Annotated in this window: 19 protein-coding genes; 18 read left to right on the forward strand and 1 reads right to left on the reverse strand. The window is 39.9% G+C overall.

All coding sequences use genetic code 11. From position 1 onward, the window contains the following. Nucleotides 1-9 precede the first annotated feature (9 nt). From EBQ12_RS06350 to pyrG, 12 genes are all read left to right on the forward strand, one after another. Nucleotides 10-1,185 carry an acetyl-CoA C-acetyltransferase gene (locus tag EBQ12_RS06350; protein ID WP_125589417.1) on the forward strand — a complete coding sequence of 392 codons (1,176 nt, stop codon included), beginning with the start codon at nt 10-12 and terminating at the stop codon, nt 1,183-1,185. 19 nt (nt 1,186-1,204) lie between these two features. After that, nucleotides 1,205-2,068: a 3-hydroxybutyryl-CoA dehydrogenase gene (locus EBQ12_RS06355; RefSeq protein ID WP_035389816.1), complete on the forward strand. Its 864-nt coding sequence runs from the start codon at nt 1,205-1,207 to the stop codon at nt 2,066-2,068. 11 nt (nt 2,069-2,079) lie between these two features. Then, nucleotides 2,080-3,192 (forward strand): acyl-CoA dehydrogenase family protein, encoded by a 1,113-nt coding sequence (locus EBQ12_RS06360; protein ID WP_125589419.1) that lies wholly within the window; start codon nt 2,080-2,082, stop codon nt 3,190-3,192. A gap of 16 nt (nt 3,193-3,208) precedes the next feature. After that, nucleotides 3,209-4,351: an acyl-CoA dehydrogenase gene (locus EBQ12_RS06365; RefSeq protein ID WP_047945753.1), complete on the forward strand. Its 1,143-nt coding sequence runs from the start codon at nt 3,209-3,211 to the stop codon at nt 4,349-4,351. 1,678 nt (nt 4,352-6,029) lie between these two features. Continuing rightward, the gene (locus EBQ12_RS06375; protein ID WP_008343460.1) at nt 6,030-6,320 is read left to right on the forward strand and encodes an uberolysin/carnocyclin family circular bacteriocin; all 291 of its coding nucleotides are present in this window, start codon (nt 6,030-6,032) and stop codon (nt 6,318-6,320) included. Between the two features lie 145 nt (nt 6,321-6,465). Then, on the forward strand, nt 6,466-6,633 hold the full coding sequence (locus tag EBQ12_RS19320; RefSeq protein WP_008343458.1) for a hypothetical protein: 168 nt from the start codon (nt 6,466-6,468) through the stop codon (nt 6,631-6,633). 35 nt (nt 6,634-6,668) lie between these two features. Then, nucleotides 6,669-7,775 carry a hypothetical protein gene (locus EBQ12_RS06380; protein ID WP_235620932.1) on the forward strand — a complete coding sequence of 369 codons (1,107 nt, stop codon included), beginning with the start codon at nt 6,669-6,671 and terminating at the stop codon, nt 7,773-7,775. A 13-nt stretch (nt 7,776-7,788) separates the two neighbouring features. After that, nucleotides 7,789-8,310 carry a stage II sporulation protein M gene (locus tag EBQ12_RS06385; protein ID WP_125589421.1) on the forward strand — a complete coding sequence of 174 codons (522 nt, stop codon included), beginning with the start codon at nt 7,789-7,791 and terminating at the stop codon, nt 8,308-8,310. A 39-nt stretch (nt 8,311-8,349) separates the two neighbouring features. Continuing rightward, the gene (locus EBQ12_RS06390; RefSeq protein WP_125589423.1) at nt 8,350-8,961 is read left to right on the forward strand and encodes an ATP-binding cassette domain-containing protein; all 612 of its coding nucleotides are present in this window, start codon (nt 8,350-8,352) and stop codon (nt 8,959-8,961) included. Continuing rightward, entirely contained in the window at nt 8,940-9,443 is a 504-nt protein-coding gene (locus EBQ12_RS06395; protein WP_008354991.1) for a hypothetical protein, read from the forward strand. The genes EBQ12_RS06390 and EBQ12_RS06395 overlap by 22 nt, the downstream gene beginning before the upstream one ends. A gap of 491 nt (nt 9,444-9,934) precedes the next feature. Beyond that, the gene (gene rpoE / locus EBQ12_RS06400) at nt 9,935-10,471 is read left to right on the forward strand and encodes a DNA-directed RNA polymerase subunit delta (RefSeq protein WP_035389808.1); all 537 of its coding nucleotides are present in this window, start codon (nt 9,935-9,937) and stop codon (nt 10,469-10,471) included. 238 nt (nt 10,472-10,709) lie between these two features. After that, the gene (gene pyrG / locus EBQ12_RS06405; RefSeq protein ID WP_017360053.1) at nt 10,710-12,317 is read left to right on the forward strand and encodes a glutamine hydrolyzing CTP synthase; all 1,608 of its coding nucleotides are present in this window, start codon (nt 10,710-10,712) and stop codon (nt 12,315-12,317) included. Between the two features lie 41 nt (nt 12,318-12,358). Here pyrG and EBQ12_RS06410 read toward each other — a convergent pair whose 3' ends face one another. Then, nucleotides 12,359-12,889 carry a DUF2529 domain-containing protein gene (locus EBQ12_RS06410; protein ID WP_008343445.1) on the reverse strand — a complete coding sequence of 177 codons (531 nt, stop codon included), beginning with the start codon at nt 12,887-12,889 and terminating at the stop codon, nt 12,359-12,361. Nucleotides 12,890-13,069: 180 nt separating this feature from the next. On the opposite strand from EBQ12_RS06410, the gene EBQ12_RS06415 reads away from it, so the two are divergent. From EBQ12_RS06415 to rho, 6 genes are all read left to right on the forward strand, one after another. Continuing rightward, the gene (locus EBQ12_RS06415; RefSeq protein WP_003214681.1) at nt 13,070-13,444 is read left to right on the forward strand and encodes a response regulator; all 375 of its coding nucleotides are present in this window, start codon (nt 13,070-13,072) and stop codon (nt 13,442-13,444) included. Nucleotides 13,445-13,622: 178 nt separating this feature from the next. After that, entirely contained in the window at nt 13,623-14,480 is an 858-nt protein-coding gene (locus EBQ12_RS06420; RefSeq protein WP_007497678.1) for a class II fructose-bisphosphate aldolase, read from the forward strand. Nucleotides 14,481-14,591: 111 nt separating this feature from the next. Next, nucleotides 14,592-15,230 (forward strand): fructose-6-phosphate aldolase, encoded by a 639-nt coding sequence (fsa, locus tag EBQ12_RS06425; RefSeq protein WP_003215343.1) that lies wholly within the window; start codon nt 14,592-14,594, stop codon nt 15,228-15,230. 246 nt (nt 15,231-15,476) lie between these two features. After that, nucleotides 15,477-16,766: a UDP-N-acetylglucosamine 1-carboxyvinyltransferase gene (locus tag EBQ12_RS06430; protein WP_007497673.1), complete on the forward strand. Its 1,290-nt coding sequence runs from the start codon at nt 15,477-15,479 to the stop codon at nt 16,764-16,766. A gap of 32 nt (nt 16,767-16,798) precedes the next feature. Beyond that, nucleotides 16,799-17,764: a class II fructose-bisphosphatase gene (gene glpX / locus EBQ12_RS06435; protein ID WP_007497670.1), complete on the forward strand. Its 966-nt coding sequence runs from the start codon at nt 16,799-16,801 to the stop codon at nt 17,762-17,764. 364 nt (nt 17,765-18,128) lie between these two features. Further along, nucleotides 18,129-19,412 carry a transcription termination factor Rho gene (gene rho / locus EBQ12_RS06440; RefSeq protein WP_007497667.1) on the forward strand — a complete coding sequence of 428 codons (1,284 nt, stop codon included), beginning with the start codon at nt 18,129-18,131 and terminating at the stop codon, nt 19,410-19,412. Nucleotides 19,413-19,450: the final 38 nt, after the last annotated feature.

The following is a 19,450-nucleotide window of genomic DNA, read 5'->3' on the forward strand; positions in this document are numbered from 1 at the left end:
GGGAAAGAAATGAGCACGACGGTCATTGTATCTGGAGCGAGAACACCATTTGGAAAACTAGGTGGAACTTTAAGTCGTTTGACTGCTGCAGAATTAGGGGGGATGACGATAAAAGCTGCGCTGGAAAGAGCCTCAAATGTTCATGAAGTGGATGAAGTCATCATGGGCAGTGTCCTTCAAGGAGGACAAGGTCAAATTCCTTCAAGGCAGGCAGCTAGACATGCAGATCTTCCTTGGTCGGTTCCGACGCAAACCATCAACAAAGTCTGTGCTTCAGGAATGCGCAGTGTCACGACAGCCGATCAAATCATTCGAGCGGGAGATGCCAAGGTGATCGTGGCAGGCGGCATGGAATCCATGTCCCATGCTCCTTATCTTCTAAAAAAAGCACGATGGGGTTACAAAATGGGAGATGGTGCTGTACAAGATGCCATGATTTTAGATGGATTAACCTGTTCGTTTACAGGTGTTCATATGGGTGAGTATGGAAGCATGGCGGCGAAAGAGCTTGGCATCACACGAGAAGAACAAGACCTTTGGGCGTTAAGAAGTCATGAACGAGCCATTGAGGCGCAAAAAAGCGGCTTTTTTAAAAATGAGATCATCCCCGTTACCGTCAAGAATAAAAAAGGAGATCAGCTGATTTCAGAAGATGAAGCCCCGAGGCGTGATACGTCATATGAACGTTTGTCAAAACTGACGCCCGTTTTCGATCAGGCAGGTACGATCACCGCTGGCAATGCACCTGGTGTCAATGATGGTGCAGGTGCGCTTCTATTAATGAAAGACACATACGCCATGCAGCAAGGTGAAAAACCTCTGGCAGTTGTGCTTGGGCATGCGCAAGTAGCAGTAGAGGCAAAGGACTTTCCGAAAACACCAGCCTATGCCATCGAAAAAGTGTTAAAGAAAACAGGGAAGCGAGTAGAGGATATTGATTTGTTTGAAATCAATGAGGCTTTTTCAGCGGTTGCATTGGCATGCGAAAAAATGCTTGGGCTGGGTCGGCGGAAAATGAATGTGAACGGAGGGGCAGTCGCGATTGGTCACCCGATTGGAGCAAGCGGAACACGTATTATATTGACCTTGATCCATGCACTCAGACAAAGAGGCGGCGGGATCGGCATTGCGGCGATTTGCAGCGGCGGGGGTCAAGGTGATGCGATCATGATCAAGGTGGATTAAAAGGGAGGCGTTCATTGTCATGAGTATAGAAGAGACCGTCATGGTCGTTGGGGCTGGGCAAATGGGCTCAGGTATTGCCCAAGTATTTGCACAGTCAGGTTATACAGTCCTGCTCCATGATACAGAAGAGGAGCAGATTCATCGAGCCATTTCCTCAATGACCAAACAACTGACGAAACGAGCAGAAAAAGGAAAGCTGGCACATCAGGCAGTCCGTGATATTACACAGCGGCTGGCTGTTTCAACAGATTTAAAGGATGTACAGCAGGCGCATTTAGTGATTGAAGCCGCATCTGAACAAATGAAGATCAAAAAACAAATCTTTGAAACCCTCGATCAATTTGCACCTGATGACACGATATTTGCGACAAATACGTCTTCCTTGTCGATCACAGAATTAGCAGCCGTGACGAACAGGCCAGAGAAAGTGATTGGCATGCATTTTATGAATCCAGTTCCCGTGATGAAACTTGTTGAAGTGATCCGTGCGCTGCAAACGGATGATGCCACGTACCAAGTTGTTTTTGATACAGCAAAGACATTAGACAAAACGCCAATTGAAGTGGAAGACTTCCCCGGTTTTGTGTCAAATCGCATTTTAATGCCGATGATTAATGAAGCCATTTACACCCTTTATGAAGGCGTAGCAGATGTAGAAAGTATTGACGGCATCATGACGCTTGGAATGAACCATCCAATGGGCCCGCTTCGTCTCGCCGACCTCATCGGGCTCGATACTTGTTTATTTATTATGAATACCCTTCACGAGGGTCTTGGAGATAGCAAATATCGACCTTGTCCTCTTTTGAAAAAATACGTGAACGCAGGCTGGCTGGGCAAAAAGACAAAGAGAGGTTTTTACACTTACCACGACCACTCATAGGGGGAGTCAAGATGGATGTGTTGCTGACAGAAAAACAACGTCTTTGGAGAAAACGAGTAGCAGAATTTGCACGCCAGCATGTCTTCCCTGAAATAGAAGTGATGGAACAGGGCGTGTTCCCGAAAACGCTTTTAGCTGAAATGGGTCGGCAAGGCTTTTTAGGCATTCCGATCCCAGATAAGTATCATGGATTAGGGGCAGATTTCACAACCTATATCTTGGCGATTCATGAATTATCCAAAGTAAGTGCAACCATCGGTGTCATTGTATCCGTTCATACATCTGTTGTGACGATGCCTATTTTGGCGTTTGGAACAACTGAACAAAAAGAATCCTACGTTCCCAAGCTTGCGTCCGGGCAGAAGCTGGGCGCCTTTTGTCTAACTGAACCGAAGGCAGGATCAGATGCCTCTAGTATTCAGTTGAAAGCAGAGCGCTCAGACGATCACTATGTGTTAAATGGAACGAAAATTTTTATCACAAGCGGCGGTGAAGCGGAAGTGTATCTTGTATTTGCTGTGACAGACCCTGCTTCTACTAAGAAAAATATATCAGCGTTTATTGTGGAGAAAGGGACACCAGGATTTACGATCGGAAAAGATGAGAAGAAGATGGGCCTGCATGGATCAAAAACAGTCACACTTCATTTTGACGGTGTTCGAATTCCAAAAAAACAGCTGCTCGGTGCAGAAGGAGAAGGCTTTCGGATTGCCATGTCTAGCTTAAATGCGGGGAGAATTGGCATTGCGGCTCAAAGCCTTGGCATTGCAGAAGCCGCATTAGATGAGGCGGTGACGTATTTAAAGCAGCACCCAGCTGGCCTTGAAACGACCATTCGGTTGGGCGATCTGGGCACCAAGCTGGAAGCGGCAAAACTTCTTGTCTATCAAGCCGCCTCTTATAAAGAGGCCAATCGCCCTGTCACGAAGGAAGCGTCGATGGCGAAGTTATTTGCATCTAAAACAGCGGTTGATATTAGTACAGAAGTCATCCATTTGCTTGGTCTAGTCGGTTACACGAAGCAATACCGAGCAGAGCAGTACTTTCGTGATGCGAAAATTTGTGAGATTTATGAAGGAACAAGTGAAATACAAAGGCTGGTTATTTGTAAACAGCTAATATGAAGTGAGGTGGCTCATGATGCAGTTCCAATTAAGTGACGAACACGAAATGATACAAAAAATGGTGAGAGACTTTGCGAAAAATGAAGTGGAGCCAACAGCAGCAGAGCGAGATGAAACAGAATCGTATGATCCCGCTATTTTTCGTCAAATGGCGGAGCTTGGTTTAACGGGAATCCCTTGGCCAGAAGAAAATGGGGGGATTGGTAGTGATTATTTGGCCTATGTCATAGCGGTTGAAGAGCTCTCACGAGTGTGCGCCTCAACAGGCGTCACCCTATCTGCTCACACATCACTCGCCTCATGGCCAATCTATACATTCGGAACAGATGAGCAAAAGGAGACGTATTTAAAGCCGCTTGCAGAAGGACAGAAGATCGGCGCATACGCACTGACCGAGAGCGGCTCGGGCTCAGATGCCGGCGGAATGAAAACAACAGCAGTAAAAGCAGGGAATGAATACGTCTTGAACGGGGCAAAGATTTTTATTACCAATGGAGGCATTGCGGATTATTATATTGTGTTTGCCGTTACCGACCAAGATCCTTCATCCCGTAATACAACCGCTTTTATAGTAGAAAAAGAGACGCAAGGCTTCTCAATCGGCAAAAAAGAAAGCAAACTGGGCATCCGCTCATCGCCAACGACAGAAATCATCTTTGAAGACTGTCGTATACCCGAAAGGAACCGGCTTGGTCAAGAAGGCGAAGGTTTTAAGATAGCGATGATGACACTTGACGGCGGCAGAAACGGTATTGCCGCACAAGCTGTTGGCATTGCTCAAGGTGCTCTGGATGCAGCAGTCAATTATGCAAAGGAGCGCAAACAATTCGGCAAACCAATCATTCAGCAGCAAGGCATTGCTTTTAAGTTAGCGGATATGGCAACGGCAATTGAGGCCTCAAGACTGCTCACCTATCAGGCAGCATGGCTTGAAACGAAAGGGCTTCCGTATGGGAAAGAATCAGCTATGTCCAAGCTCTTTGCCGGTGATACAGCCATGAAGGTGACGACAGAAGCCGTACAAATCTTCGGCGGATACGGCTATACAAAGGATTACCCAGTCGAACGATACATGCGTGATGCGAAAATCACTCAAATCTATGAAGGGACACAAGAAATCCAGCGGCTGGTCATCTCACGGAAACTGCTAGATATGTAGAAACCAAGTAAAGACCACCTGATGTGAGGGGGTCTTTTTTGGTACGGTTCAATTAGTTTTAAAATTTTAAAACAGTAACAAAATCTAAAGGTTTTTTTAGGGTGGAAAAGGATTGTATAGTAATATAACCAGCTTTAACTTAAGAGTGATCTGTCACCGATGATGTAGAGAGTATTGATTCATATGAACTGGCAACAAACCTACTAAAGTATTAGACACTAAATAAAGGAGTAACTAAATCTGTACAAAAGGTAATAGCCGTTTTTTCCTGAATTTAAGATAATTTCCAGTATCGACCCATTTTATCATGGGGTTATGTTAAAATTGAAGAAATATAAATATTTGGAGGTTATTATGACCACTACTACCATCTTAGGAATCGTAACAATGGTTATATGGATTTTGGTTTCGACAGAACTTTCTAAGAATTCAAAAAAGGACAGTGATCAAAAAGAAAACAGTCGTAGAAAATTAATTGTATTAATGTTTGCAGGAATTGTATTGACCATAGCTGTAGTAATTTCATTATTTCAAAAACTTTAGATTAAGATAAATAAAAGTGTATAGCTATAAAGTTTTCATCATTTAATTTTTAAACATATTTATAAGTGAGGCGATCGTCTCACAGACATTACATATTTAAAGCAAATCTCAATGTTTGAGAAATATATAACAAATCAATAATTAGCTTATTTCTAAAAGAGAATGAATTTCTAAAATGCTGGATATTATTCAAACATAGATGAGGAAAAAATTTTATTTGTCCGAAATTGAAAAGATCTCCGTGAGGTATTTAATACAAAATAGCCAAAATTAATACTAGTAACCTTTAAAATGAAAATAAAACCTTTATTAAAGTACCTTTATTCTGTTATCAACCTAAATCGGGACATCTCATAATGAGTGTCTCGATTTTTTGGAATACAAGAAATTGGTACAATTTCATTGGTTGACTTCATCCGTTCCAGTCTTTTTCAACATCCATATACAGGGACTTATGTTGGGTTTTTAAGAGTAGCATGTTTATCGTATTTTCTAATATTTTTCAACTTTTTGAAGACTTTCATAGGAATTGCGATGTATAAAGATACTGACATGTTCGATCATACTAATATAATTTTAAAAAATTATAAAGATCTTGTCTTTACAAGGTTCAAGGGGGTAGGATTAGTACTGCCAATTCAATTCATTGATTCGATTAATGCCCAAGAACGCCCTTTTTATTCTACATCCGTGAGCAGTTTATAGAAAATAAAATGAGAGAGATCTAATCATTAAATTTGGCTCTGCCTCTGTCTTTAGTGAAGATGGACTTATTTTATTAAGAACATTATATTAATAAATTCAAGAAATAAAGGAGCTAATCATATCTTAAAAATATAAATGCCATAATTATCTCAGTCATGATAAAAGTTACCTACCTCTAAGACTAAAGATATGAGATGAATTGATTTTTAATAGTGTTTTATTAGAAATTTTGACTAGAGTTTGGCGAATTAGAGTGTTTTATGCCATTACATAAGTAACCTGTAAAATGGAAAAAGAGCTTAATCCCTAAAAAATTGATTATAAATACCTCTATATAAATAATTATTACAAATTTTCCAAAAAAATATTGAAATGTAATTTAATTCTTGTTAGACTAAAGGAGTAGTAAATAATCGAAGGAGGTCAAATTATGACGAAAGCAACAGATTCTAGGTTTTATGTTTTATTATCGCTGTCACTTCTGGCGGTAACATCAGTAGCTTTAGTGATTGGTAATGGTTCTTTGATTGCAGCAAATCTTGGTGTTAGTACTGGAACCGCATTTACAATAGTTAATTTCTTAGATACTTGGTCCTCGGTAGCAACTGTCATTACTATCGTTGGCATGTTCACTGGCGTCGGAACAATTAGTGCAGGTGTAGCTGCTTCTATTTTGGCTATCCTCAAGAAAAAAGGAAAAGCTAAAGCTGCTGCTTTTTAATCTCAGAAAAAATCATCTCAATCTTTATTGAGATGATTTTTTCCAATATTATTGTATGGTCAATAAATGGTAACTTTAAAGATAATTTAACATTGTATGCCCATTTTGGATTATTATAAAACATCAATTAGGAGGTATTTTTTTGATGATAAAACCCAAAAAAACTTACTTATTCTCATCATTGTTATTTGCAGTTACAATGGCAGCTTTTTTTGGTGGTAGAGGTTCTTTGATTGAAGTAAAGTTGGGTGTTAGTAATGGGAATGCTGGTATTTTGGCTGTGCATGGGAAAGCCAAAGCTACTGCTTGTTAAAGTGACTTATGTACAAACTAAATAAGTTATTTAAAATGTATGATCGAAGTATAATGGGGTACCTCAATTATATTGGGACGATCCTTTTTTCTTTTATTGTCATGGTAGGGATTATTTTCTATCGTGGCATGATTCCTAACTCTTACCTGAACAGCTTTATTTTTACTTCAATATATATTGTGGCTACAGCTAATATCAATCGTTGTGTATTACCATACAGAAGACAACAACCAGGCTTGGTCTTTATCTCTAAACAATTGTTGATGAAACATTTATTCTTTACTATGAAAAAAGGATATGCAGTTCAACTACTTCTTGCTTGTTTAATCTCTTCAATCTTTTTGTTAGTAGAAAAGGAATATTTAATTATTATACTATCTATTGTTGCTATAATACTTTCATTTGCATCTCAATTATTGTCGGGTTTATTCAACATTATGAATAGAGTACTTCTTTTGTTGCAATTTTGGTATATTATAACATCTATTCTTGAAGCAGTTATTATACTGCAGATAGTACAATCTCTTCTTATTTATATTTACATAAGTAATTCTCATAGAATACCGATGACAATTGGACTTTCATTTTTAAAAAGTGCTAATAAGAAATATAGATCTGGTAATATTCTGCATCTATTTTTATCCTATATGAATAGCAATAAAATATTAATAGTCTTAATAGGTACCCTAGCTTCAGTGCTTACTTATTTTGCCCAATCTCTTTTAACAAAAGTAGAAAACCTGCCTGCGCTAATTCTAGTCTATATAAACTTTATAACGATCTTAGAAATTTTAATAGGGTCAAAAAAGGAAGAGATCATGCTTGATAAGGCCAGAGTTGAGATGTTACAAGCATCTTTGATTGTAGGTCCATATGAGAGATTTAAATCTAGTACGATTTATTTACTATGCCTTGTGCTCATTTTTATAAGTGCGTGTGGAATAGTCGGAGTAATGATAAACACTTCTGATATCTCAATTAATCTTAAAAATATGTTGTCGATTCCTATAATAATCTTTATTGGGGTTGTATATTTCAGAAAAACCGAACTATTAATCAACGATTATCAACATACATTGCTGAAACTTTCTTTGCCTATTTTATTACTAATATGCATTACAATATTTACTATTACTTCATGAAAAGAGGAGGAAAATGATAAATAAAAGATTTAAATGTTTTCTTTGGTACTATTCTAGCTACTGTATATTACTGATTAGTATAGGAATTTATTTTGGAAACATAGTCAACAAAGAATTATTTGAAGCAGTACCGCCAACTTCGGGTCAAGATTTTATGTCTGTAGTGCTGATGCATAACTTAACGAATTTTGGAATGTATTTATTGGGTTTTTTATTTTCGCCATTATTTCAAATAATGGATTTCGGAGGTTCGTCCTTCGTTATTACAATGGGTTTTAGGACGTTAGGAGCGCAAGAAGCTTTAGATAAATTAATTCCTCATGGTTTATTAGAATTCCCAAATATGCTGCTGTATCAAGGAATAAGCCAGTATGTGCTTTTCACATTAATCTATACGAAGTCAATTAAAGCTGCTCTAGGTGTCATGAAAAAAATGATTCCTTATTATGTCCTATCGTTAGTCATCCTAATAATAGCTGCCTTTATTGAAGGGTATGATTCCTTATTATTTTCTATCATTATCAACATTAGCTGATTTTATTGAAGACTCTATATTACAGAGAAGGGGATTCAAGTGGGATTAGAATTTGTAGAATGTACAAAGAAATTCAAAAATAATATGATACTGGATAAAGTGAATTTTTCAATTCCATCGGGTCTCTTTCATTTAGTAGGCCGAAATGGTGCAGGTAAAAGTACTCTCCTTAGAATGATATCTGGTTTAGATAAAAGATACTCTGGGGTTATTGAGATAAACAAAGAATCGACTCTTTATTTAAATGTGGACTCTATTGGTATTCACCCATTTACGATTAGAGAAAATCTAGAGATCTTGTGGAATACGTTTAATATTACACCTAATGAAGAACAAATGTGTAATGTGAATGATTTTTTTGATGGCAACCTAGATGGTTCGTATAGTAGAGCATCTACGGGTATGAAAGCGAAGGTAGGGTTATCTTTAGTGTTCGTAAAAGATTGGGAAACAATACTAATTGATGAAACCATGTCATCGCTCGATTCAGAAAGTATAGATATGCTATCTGAAAGGTTAGTGAAAATTTCTAAAAAAAATGCAACCATTATTTATGTTTCCCATAGCATGGTCAATAAACACTTAAATGATAATTCAAGCATTTTTAGTATAGGAGATGGGATGCTTTTATGGAACAACGTCCAAGAATAACATCACTGATATCATTGGTCATTTTTATTTTTGTCAATTATTATTTTGTAACTTTTGCTATTGAGTTGAATGGCTACATTTCTAAACTAGATGATTTGAAAGCTTTGTTAGAGGATATCTCCTATGAAACAATGCTGAATCTAATTGTTGTCATCACTACAACTTTAACAACAATAAGCCTTTTAGTGCAGTATCTAATTGGTAAATTCTTATTGATGATCTTTGCTCCTGAAGTTAAGAGTAAGTTGTTTTATGCTCTGATTCCTAAGATTCTCATTATGTTTATCAATGTAATATGCATGGGGATTTTGCAGATAGATAACTTATTGTTGTACATGTTGACAGCGCTTATAGGGTCTGTTCTCATTTTGCTCTTTTTCCAGTACAAAAAAGAGAACTGGAAAGCATCAATTCTTTTTGCTGCGCCGTTTATCATTGATGCATTAATCTCCTTAGGGAAAGAAATTGTCTCTATACTGTGATGTATGATAAGTAGAGCATGAACTTGCACTTATAGGTAGTTTATAAACAAGGTCTGTGAAAAAGGGGAAGCATATTAATGCAAGTTAAGAAAAGATGCATCTAAAAAATGTACAAGAAGTTTTATAAAAAGGTACACGTAGACTTAAACCCGTTTATGTGTACCTTTTTATAAAATGGATAATCGCTTCGTTCAATCGATAGCCGATCAGGTGCATTGTCTTTATTGTATTCATTCCTAACATTGCCTTTCATAGAAGGGACACTTGCAAAAAGTATATCACACACAGGAATAACGCCAATTTAACGCAAATGACTGGATTTTAACGCTCTTCATACGAAAAAATCAAAAATTAACATCAATAAAGGTGGCATAAACTCCCCTAATTTGTTTATAATGAGAGGTATGGTTTGTCGTAAGAATAAGGTATAAATACTTATTATTTCACTGATAAATGGATACATACATGTAATAGAAAGGGAGTGTCTGACCTTGAGTTTGAAAGAATACTCACAGGAACAGCTCAAACAAATGTCTTTAGTTGAACTTGCTTATGAAATTTTCAGAGACAGCAAAACACCGATTACGTTTTCCGAGTTAATAGATGAAATGGTCCGTTTGCAAGGGATACAAAAATCAGATCTTGATGATCGACTTGCTCAATTTTATACAGACTTAAATATAGATGGCCGCTTTATTTCGTTAGGTGATCAGAGATGGGGACTTCGCAGCTGGTATCCAGTTGATCAAATCGAAGAAGAAGTTCAGCCAGCTGTGAAAACAAAAGCGAAAAAGAAAAAAACAAAAGCTGCTGTCGTTGAAGAAGACTTCGATGATATTGAAGAGGAAGAAGAAATCGACGAGCTTGAAGAAGATCTTGATCTTGTTGAAGACGACGAGGACCTTGACCTAGATGATGAAGAAATCGATGAAGAGATAGAAGACTTCGACGAAGATGATGATGAAGATGATGACGGCTTAACGGAAATTGATGAAGACGATTTAGACGATGATGAGGAAGACAAATAACCCTCACAAACCGGTCCTGAAAACAGGACAAAACCGTCTTGACTTTCCAGAGCGAACTATGTAGTATGTATTTTGGGCTCTCTAAAAAAGAGTACGTAAAGATACGTTCATTTACGCTCCCTTTCATTTATTTGAAAGGGAGCTTTCTTATTTTTCAAGAGATTTAGGGATACACTCTAAAAGGATGAAGCTGTGCATGTCTAGTCATGCAAGGGTAAAAAAGAGAGGAGCATACGAAATGACAAAGTATATTTTTGTAACAGGAGGAGTTGTTTCCTCACTTGGAAAAGGGATCACGGCTGCATCGTTAGGCCGCCTTCTGAAAAATAGAGGGATGGATGTCACCATTCAAAAATTTGATCCATATATCAACGTAGACCCAGGGACAATGAGTCCATACCAGCACGGTGAGGTATTTGTTACAGACGACGGTGCTGAAACAGACCTTGACTTAGGTCACTACGAGCGTTTCATTGACATTAACTTAAATAAGTACAGCAACGTTACAACAGGTAAAATCTACTCTACTGTTTTGAAGAAAGAGCGCCGCGGCGACTACTTAGGTGGAACAGTACAGGTTATTCCCCACATTACAAATGAAATCAAAGACCGTGTGTACCGTGCCGGGAAAGAAACGGGTGCAGATGTGGTCATTACAGAAATCGGTGGAACAGTAGGAGACATCGAATCCCTTCCATTCCTTGAAGCGATTCGTCAAATGAAGAGTGACATCGGCCGTGAAAACGTGATGTACATTCATTGTACTCTTGTTCCTTACATCCGTGCTGCAGGCGAACTGAAAACAAAACCAACACAGCATAGTGTAAAAGAACTTCGTAGTCTAGGTATTCAGCCAAACGTCATTGTGGTCAGAACTGAAATGCCATTGGCACAAGACATGAAGGACAAAATTGCGCTATTCTGTGATATTGATACGAAAGCAGTCATCGAATGTCAGGATGCAGATACCCTTTATTCGATTCCGCTTGATTTACAAAAACAAGGATTAGACAAGCTTGTATGTGAGCACATGAAGCTTGACTGTCAAGATGCGGACATGACGGAGTGGACGGCGCTTGTTGATAAAGTGCAAAACCTTTCAAAACAAGTCACGATCGGTCTTGTAGGGAAATATGTTGAGCTGCAGGATGCATACATTTCTGTCGTTGAATCCCTTCGTCATGCGGGCTATGCATTTGATGCGGATGTTCAAATCAAATGGATCAACGCAGAAGAAGTCACAGCAGAAAATATGGCTGATTTCGCTCAAGATGTAGACGGCATTATTGTTCCTGGAGGCTTCGGAGACCGCGGAGTAGAAGGGAAAATCATTGCAACACAATATGCGCGCGAAAACAAAGTGCCATTCTTCGGAATCTGCTTAGGTATGCAAGTCGCATCTATCGAATATGCGAGAAACGTACTAGGTTTAGAGGGAGCACATTCCGCTGAAATTGATCCAGAAACAGCATTCCCAATCATCGACCTTCTTCCAGAACAGAAGGATGTTGATGACTTAGGTGGAACACTTCGCCTCGGCCTATATCCTTGTAAATTAAACGAAGACTCAAAAGCATTTGCTGCATACAATGACGAAGTCGTGTACGAACGCCACCGTCATCGCTATGAGTTTAATAACGAATTCAGACAGCAAATGGAAGCAGCAGGTTTTGTCTTCTCTGGTACAAGCCCAGACGGACGCCTTGTTGAAATCATTGAACTGAAGGATCACCCATGGTTCCTTGCTTCTCAGTTCCACCCAGAATTCATTTCAAGACCGACAAGACCACAGCCGTTATTTAGAGATTTCGTTGGTGCTTCACTACAGGCATCTGAATCAAAATAAAACAAAAAACTGCCGAGAATATCATCTTCTCGGCAGTTTTTTTATTCATATTCCTCAACGATTTCTTTCACAGTAAACGATAGAGCATGGTAGACATATAAGCAGGTCATCAGTGCAGGATAGCCGAACCTTGTTCCATCTTCAGCAGGCACAAGTGGTTTTTTGAGCTGAAAATCAATGTGGACATCACAATGCTCTTCAATGAATGACGTCTCCTTTTGTGCAGGACCGACCCCGACAATAGGTGTACCTTGTTCGTGCAGCTCTTTGACAAGGGATTGAATCTCTTGATCTTCTGGATCTGAATAAAATAAAAGCACCCTGTCACTTGGATGAAGTAAGCTGCGCTCCTTTTGATCCAGCGGCAGAACCTTCGCACCCGGAAACGGCTCCTTGCTCTCAGATGCCTCTAAGGCTACAGCCGCCAGTTCATTCTTGCCATGAAAATACACGGCATGTCCACTGACAACGGCCTGAGCAAGAAGGCGTGCACCGTCTTCGATCGCTTCGGCCTGCTTATCTCCAATACGTGAAAAAATACCTGATAATTGGGTAGTGAAAATTTTTAACAAGACTCATTTCCTCCTTCTGTCAGATCATTTTATAATAGAATATAAAGAGAATATTAGGAAAAATGCTCAGAAAATGTCGTAAAGTAAACTATTATAATTAAAGGAAATGTGAAAATCAAACAGAATTATTTAACAACAGCTCTTTTTATGGCGAAAAATGAAAGCAATGGGGTGTAACAGATGAATGAGAAAATTTTAATTGTCGATGATCAGTACGGTATTAGAATATTGCTGAATGAAGTGTTTCATAAAGAAGGCTATCAAACCTTTCAAGCCGCTAACGGACTACAGGCATTAGATATTGTGAAAAACCATAGACCAAACCTCGTCCTGCTTGATATGAAGATTCCCGGAATGGATGGCATTGAGATTTTAAAACGCATGAAATTAATTGATGAAGACATCCGCGTGATCATTATGACAGCTTATGGCGAACTAGATATGATTCAAGAGTCTAAAGAGCTCGGTGCATTAACGCATTTTGCTAAACCATTTGATATTGATGAAATCCGTGATGCGGTCAAAGAATACTTGCCGCTCGAAACAAATGGCTAGATGGAAATGATTGAATCAAGTCATTCTGTTGCCGATTTGTCGAATAATTGGTATTCTAGATAAGAAGAAGAAAGCGATCTGACTTTGAAAGTTTACATATGGCGAGAAATTCTGGTCATGCTAGGGTGGAGAGCTTTTTTTAGTAAGCAAATTAGCTACATAGGGAGGATTTTTCATCATGCCTTTAGTTTCAATGACAGAAATGTTGAAAGACGCAAAGGAAAAAGGTTACGCTGTTGGACAGTTTAACTTAAATAACTTAGAATTCACGCAAGCGATTTTACAAGCTGCTGAAGAAGAGAAATCTCCAGTTATCTTAGGAGTATCTGAAGGAGCAGGACGCTACATGGGCGGCTTTAAAACAGTTGTCGCAATGGTAAAAGCGTTAATCGAAGAATATAATGTAACAGTTCCTGTTGCGATTCATTTAGATCACGGTTCAAGCTTTGAATCTTGTGCAAAAGCCATTCATGCAGGATTTACTTCTGTGATGATTGATGCTTCTCACCATCCATTTGATGAGAACGTAGCGACAACTGCAAAAGTAGTTGAGCTTGCACATTTCCACGGTGTATCTGTAGAAGCAGAGCTTGGAACTGTTGGTGGACAAGAAGACGACGTCATCGCTGAGGGCGTTATTTATGCTGATCCAAAAGAGTGCCAAGAGCTTGTAGAACGTACTGGTATTGACTGCCTTGCGCCTGCACTAGGTTCAGTTCATGGTCCATACAAAGGTGAACCAAACCTTGGTTTTGCTGAAATGGAAGAAATCGGTAAAACAACTGGACTTCCACTTGTTCTTCACGGCGGAACAGGTATCCCAACTGCTGACATCAAGCGTGCGATTTCACTTGGTACAGCAAAAATCAATGTAAACACTGAAAACCAAATTGCTTCTGCGAAAGCAGTTCGCGAAACACTTGCTGCAAAAACAGAAGAGTATGATCCACGTAAATATCTTGGACCAGCTCGTGACGCAATTAAAGCGACTGTTATCGGCAAAATGCGTGAATTTGGTTCTTCTAACCAAGCATAATTTGATGAGAACCGAAAGCCGCCTGAGTCACAGGCGGTTTTCTCCATATCTTGAGAAAGCGCAATCAAATTTACATTTCAGACAATTTATTGATAGGAGAGTGGCACAGTTATGTTATTTTTCGTAGACACAGCGAATATCGCAGACATCAAAGAGGCACACGAGCTTGGCATTTTAGCAGGCGTGACAACAAACCCTAGTTTAGTAGCGAAAGAAAAGGATGTATCGTTCCACGACCGCCTTCGTGAAATCACTGACGTGGTATCAGGTTCAGTTAGTGCGGAAGTCATTTCTCTCAAAGCAGAAGAAATGATTGAAGAAGGAAAAGAGCTGGCTGCTATTGCACCAAATATCACAGTGAAAATCCCAATGACAACAGACGGTCTTAAAGCAGTCAAAGCGTTAACAGACCTTGGGATTAAAACAAACGTCACGTTGATTTTTAGTGCAAACCAGGCACTTCTTGCAGCTAGAGCTGGTGCGACGTATGTCTCTCCATTCCTCGGCCGCTTAGATGACATTGGCCAAAATGGTCTTGATCTCATTAGTGAAGTGAAAACCATTTTTGATGTTCATGGATTAGATACACAAATCATTGCTGCATCCATTCGTCACCCGCAACATGTGACAGAAGCTGCGCTTAGAGGTGCTCATATCGGCACAATGCCGCTGAAAGTCATCAAGCAGCTGACAAAACACCCATTAACGGATGCAGGCATTGAGCAATTTTTAGCAGACTGGAATAAATAAGTGATTGTGGCAGACGGATACGCATCCGTTTGCCGCAGTTTTCCTTAAATACGCTAAGAAATGTTTTGTGCAAAGAAGAGAACATCACAGCCTCGCAAAGCTTCGATTATTTTTCTTCCGACAAATTTCGTTTAACCTGTATTCTTTCTCTTGATATTGGCTAAATTTTGGACAAGACCTTTTAAAGCGCGACATCCACAAACAGTATAACTCCAACAGTGATCTTCTTTAAGAAGGGAGACAAATATGGAAAAGTTAAACATTGCCGGCGGTGACCCCTTGCGCGGGACCGTACATATTAGTGGTGCGAAAAATAGTGCTGTGGCACTGATTCCTGCCACGATTCTCGCTGATTCTCCAGTAACCATTGAAGGCCTTCCGCATATTTCAGATATTGACACATTACGAGATCTGTTAGAAGAGATTGGCGGAAAGGTCACGTTTGAAAAAGGTGAGATGGTTGTCAATCCTGCCTCCATGATCAGTATGCCGCTTCCTAATGGGAAAGTGAAGAAACTACGAGCATCCTATTATTTAATGGGCGCCATGCTCGGTAGATTCAAGCAGGCTGTCATTGGATTGCCAGGAGGATGTCACTTAGGACCTAGACCGATCGATCAGCATATCAAAGGCTTTGAAGCACTTGGAGCCGAGGTGACAAACGAACAGGGTGCGATTTATTTGCGCGCTGAAAAATTAGTCGGAGCCCGTATTTATCTTGATGTTGTCAGTGTAGGTGCGACCATCAACATCATGCTGGCAGCCGTGCTAGCTGAAGGGAAAACAGTGATTGAAAATGCCGCAAAAGAACCCGAAATTATTGATGTAGCGACACTGCTTGCAAGCATGGGAGCTAAAATCAAAGGTGCGGGGACGGATGTGATTCGGATCGAAGGTGTGGAATCTCTTCATGGCTGCAGGCATTCCATCATCCCTGACCGCATAGAAGCAGGTACATTTTTAATTGCAGGTGCAGCGATGGGGGATGAAGTTGTGCTTGATAATGTGATCCCAACTCATTTAGAATCAATTACGGCGAAACTTAGAGAGATGGGATTCACAATTGAAACAAGCAACGATCAAATGCTGATCGTTGGCAGAAATGAAGGACTCAAGCCTGTCGATATCAAAACCCTTGTGTATCCGGGCTTTCCGACCGATCTTCAACAGCCGATGACGGCTTTGTTAACAAAGGCGAAAGGCACGAGTGTCGTGACAGATACCATTTACTCTGCCCGCTTTAAACACATTGACGAATTGCGTCGAATGGGTGCTAACATGAAGGTGGAAGGAAGATCTGCCATTATTACAGGTCAAACGCAGCTTCAAGGTGCAAAGGTCAAAGCAAGTGATCTGCGAGCAGGTGCTTGTCTCGTTGTTGCAGGGTTAATGGCAGACGGTGTGACCGAAATCACAGGGCTTGAACATATAGACAGAGGATATAGTATGCTTGAGGAGAAGCTTGAAGGCTTGGGTGCAACCATCTGGCGTGAAAAGCTGAATGACCAAGAAATAGAAGAACTTCAAAATTCATAAGGCTTTGACTGTGAGAGGAGATTTGGACAAAAATGGAAAGAAGTTTATCGATGGAACTAGTACGGGTGACAGAAGCAGCTGCATTAAAATCTGCTCGTTGGATGGGTAGAGGTTTAAAAGACGAAGCGGATGATGCTGCAACAAGTGCCATGCGTGATGTATTTGATACGATTCCGATGAAGGGAACTGTGGTCATCGGCGAGGGAGAAATGGACGAAGCGCCAATGCTTTATATTGGGGAAAAGCTTGGAAACGGATATGGACCTCGCGTGGATGTCGCTGTTGATCCATTGGAAGGAACAAATATTGTGGCAAGCGGCGGCTGGAATGCTTTAGCTGTTATTGCTGTTGCAGATCATGGCAACTTGCTGAATGCACCTGATATGTACATGGATAAGATCGCAGTAGGTCCAGAAGCGGTAGGCTGCATCGACATTGAAGCGCCTGTCATTGACAATCTTCGTGCTGTTGCAAAAGCGAAAAACAAAGATATTGAAGATGTTGTTGCGACAATTTTAAACAGAGAGCGACATGAAAAGATCATTGCTGAGCTGAGAGAAGCTGGAGCAAGAATCAAGCTGATCGATGATGGTGACGTTGCAGGAGCCATTAATACAGCATTTGATCACACAGGTGTTGATATTCTATTTGGTTCAGGTGGAGCGCCTGAAGGTGTCCTTTCTGCTGTTGCGTTAAAAGCACTTGGTGGAGAAATCCACGGTAAGCTTCTTCCACAAAGTGAAGAAGAGCTGAGACGCTGTGAGAAAATGGGACTGGATGTTGGAAAAGTCCTCAGAATGGAAGACCTCGTGAAAGGCGATGACGCCATTTTTGCAGCGACAGGTGTAACAGATGGCGAGTTATTAAAAGGTGTTCAATTTAAAGGCTCTGTTGGAACAACACATAGTGTTGTCATGCGTGCGAAATCAGGTACTGTTCGATTCGTCGATGGCAGACACAGTTTAAAGAAAAAACCGAATCTTGTCATTCGTCCGTAATCTGAAAGCGGGTATTCTTTACCCGCTTTTCATATAGGTGTCAAATATATATCATTTTCTTTTTAAAGTTGAATATTCCCTGCAAATGAGGTAAAACTAAAGAGTGCTGCGAAATTTTCTGCGAATTTACTTCTTTTAAGCTTCAACAAGTTTAAATACTGCCGCATCATGACGATATACTCATTATCCTTCTCTATGTTGACAAAGCTCAATTTATCATTGTTCCTATCTTTACGATAAAACGAGTGGGAGCGTTACCATGAGAGCGAGGTCATTCCAACAAAAACGGAATTAAAAGCTAATCAAATACAATGGTCATGCATTTGTAATGAAATACATTGACTAGAAAAGTGTGGTGTCCATATTGAAAGATGTTTCGATTTCATCTTTGGAAAATATGAAATTAAAAGAGCTGTATGAGTTAGCAAAAAAGTACAAAATCTCTTATTACAGCAAACTAACAAAAAAAGAATTAATTTTTGCCATCTTAAAGGCGAATGCTGAGCAAGAGGATCTCTTATTTATGGAAGGGGTTCTAGAAATTATTCAGTCAGAGGGATTTGGTTTCTTAAGACCAATTAACTACTCCCCAAGTTCTGAAGACATTTATATTTCAGCTTCACAAATCAGACGCTTTGATTTAAGAAATGGTGATAAGGTGTCTGGAAAGGTACGACCTCCAAAAGAGAATGAACGCTACTATGGCCTCCTTCATGTCGAAGCGGTAAATGGGGACGACCCAGAATCAGCTAAGGAACGTGTTCACTTTCCTGCACTCACGCCGCTATTCCCTGATCGTCAAATGATTCTTGAAACACAGCCTAATCACCTGTCTACTAGAATTATGGATATGATGGCGCCAGTTGGGTTTGGGCAACGTGGTTTAATTGTTGCACCGCCTAAGGCTGGGAAAACCATTTTGCTCAAAGAAATTGCCAACAGCATCTCTGAAAATCATCCAGAGGCAGAACTGATTGTTCTTCTTATTGACGAACGTCCAGAGGAAGTAACAGATATCGAACGTTCTGTTGCAGGTGATGTCGTTAGCTCAACCTTTGACGAAGTACCGGAAAACCACATTAAAGTAGCAGAGCTTGTATTAGAGCGTGCGATGCGTCTTGTTGAACATAAAAAAGATGTCATCATCTTAATGGACAGCATCACAAGGCTTGCTCGTGCATACAACCTTGTCATCCCGCCAAGCGGCCGAACGCTTTCCGGCGGTATTGATCCAGCGGCTTTCCACCGTCCAAAACGCTTCTTTGGTGCTGCGCGTAACATCGAAGAAGGTGGGAGCTTGACCATTTTAGCTACTGCACTTGTTGATACGGGATCACGTATGGACGATGTGATTTATGAAGAGTTTAAAGGAACAGGAAACATGGAGCTCCATTTAGATCGTTCTCTTGCAGAAAGAAGAATTTTCCCAGCCATCGACATTCGTCGTTCCGGTACAAGAAAAGAAGAACTGCTTGTGCCTAAAGAACATCTTGATCGTCTATGGGCGATGAGAAAATCAATGTCAGATACACCTGATTTCGCTGAGAAATTCATGCGCAAAATGAGAAAAACAAAGACAAACCAAGAATTTTTCGATATTTTAACGCAAGAGTGGAAACAAGCAAATATGTCTGCATCAAGAAGATAGCTTCTTAAAAAAATACATTTGCAATCATAGACTCACAC

The organism is Bacillus sp. 2B09, assembly GCF_003946835.1.
Lineage (GTDB): Bacteria > Bacillota > Bacilli > Bacillales > Bacillaceae > Bacillus > Bacillus altitudinis.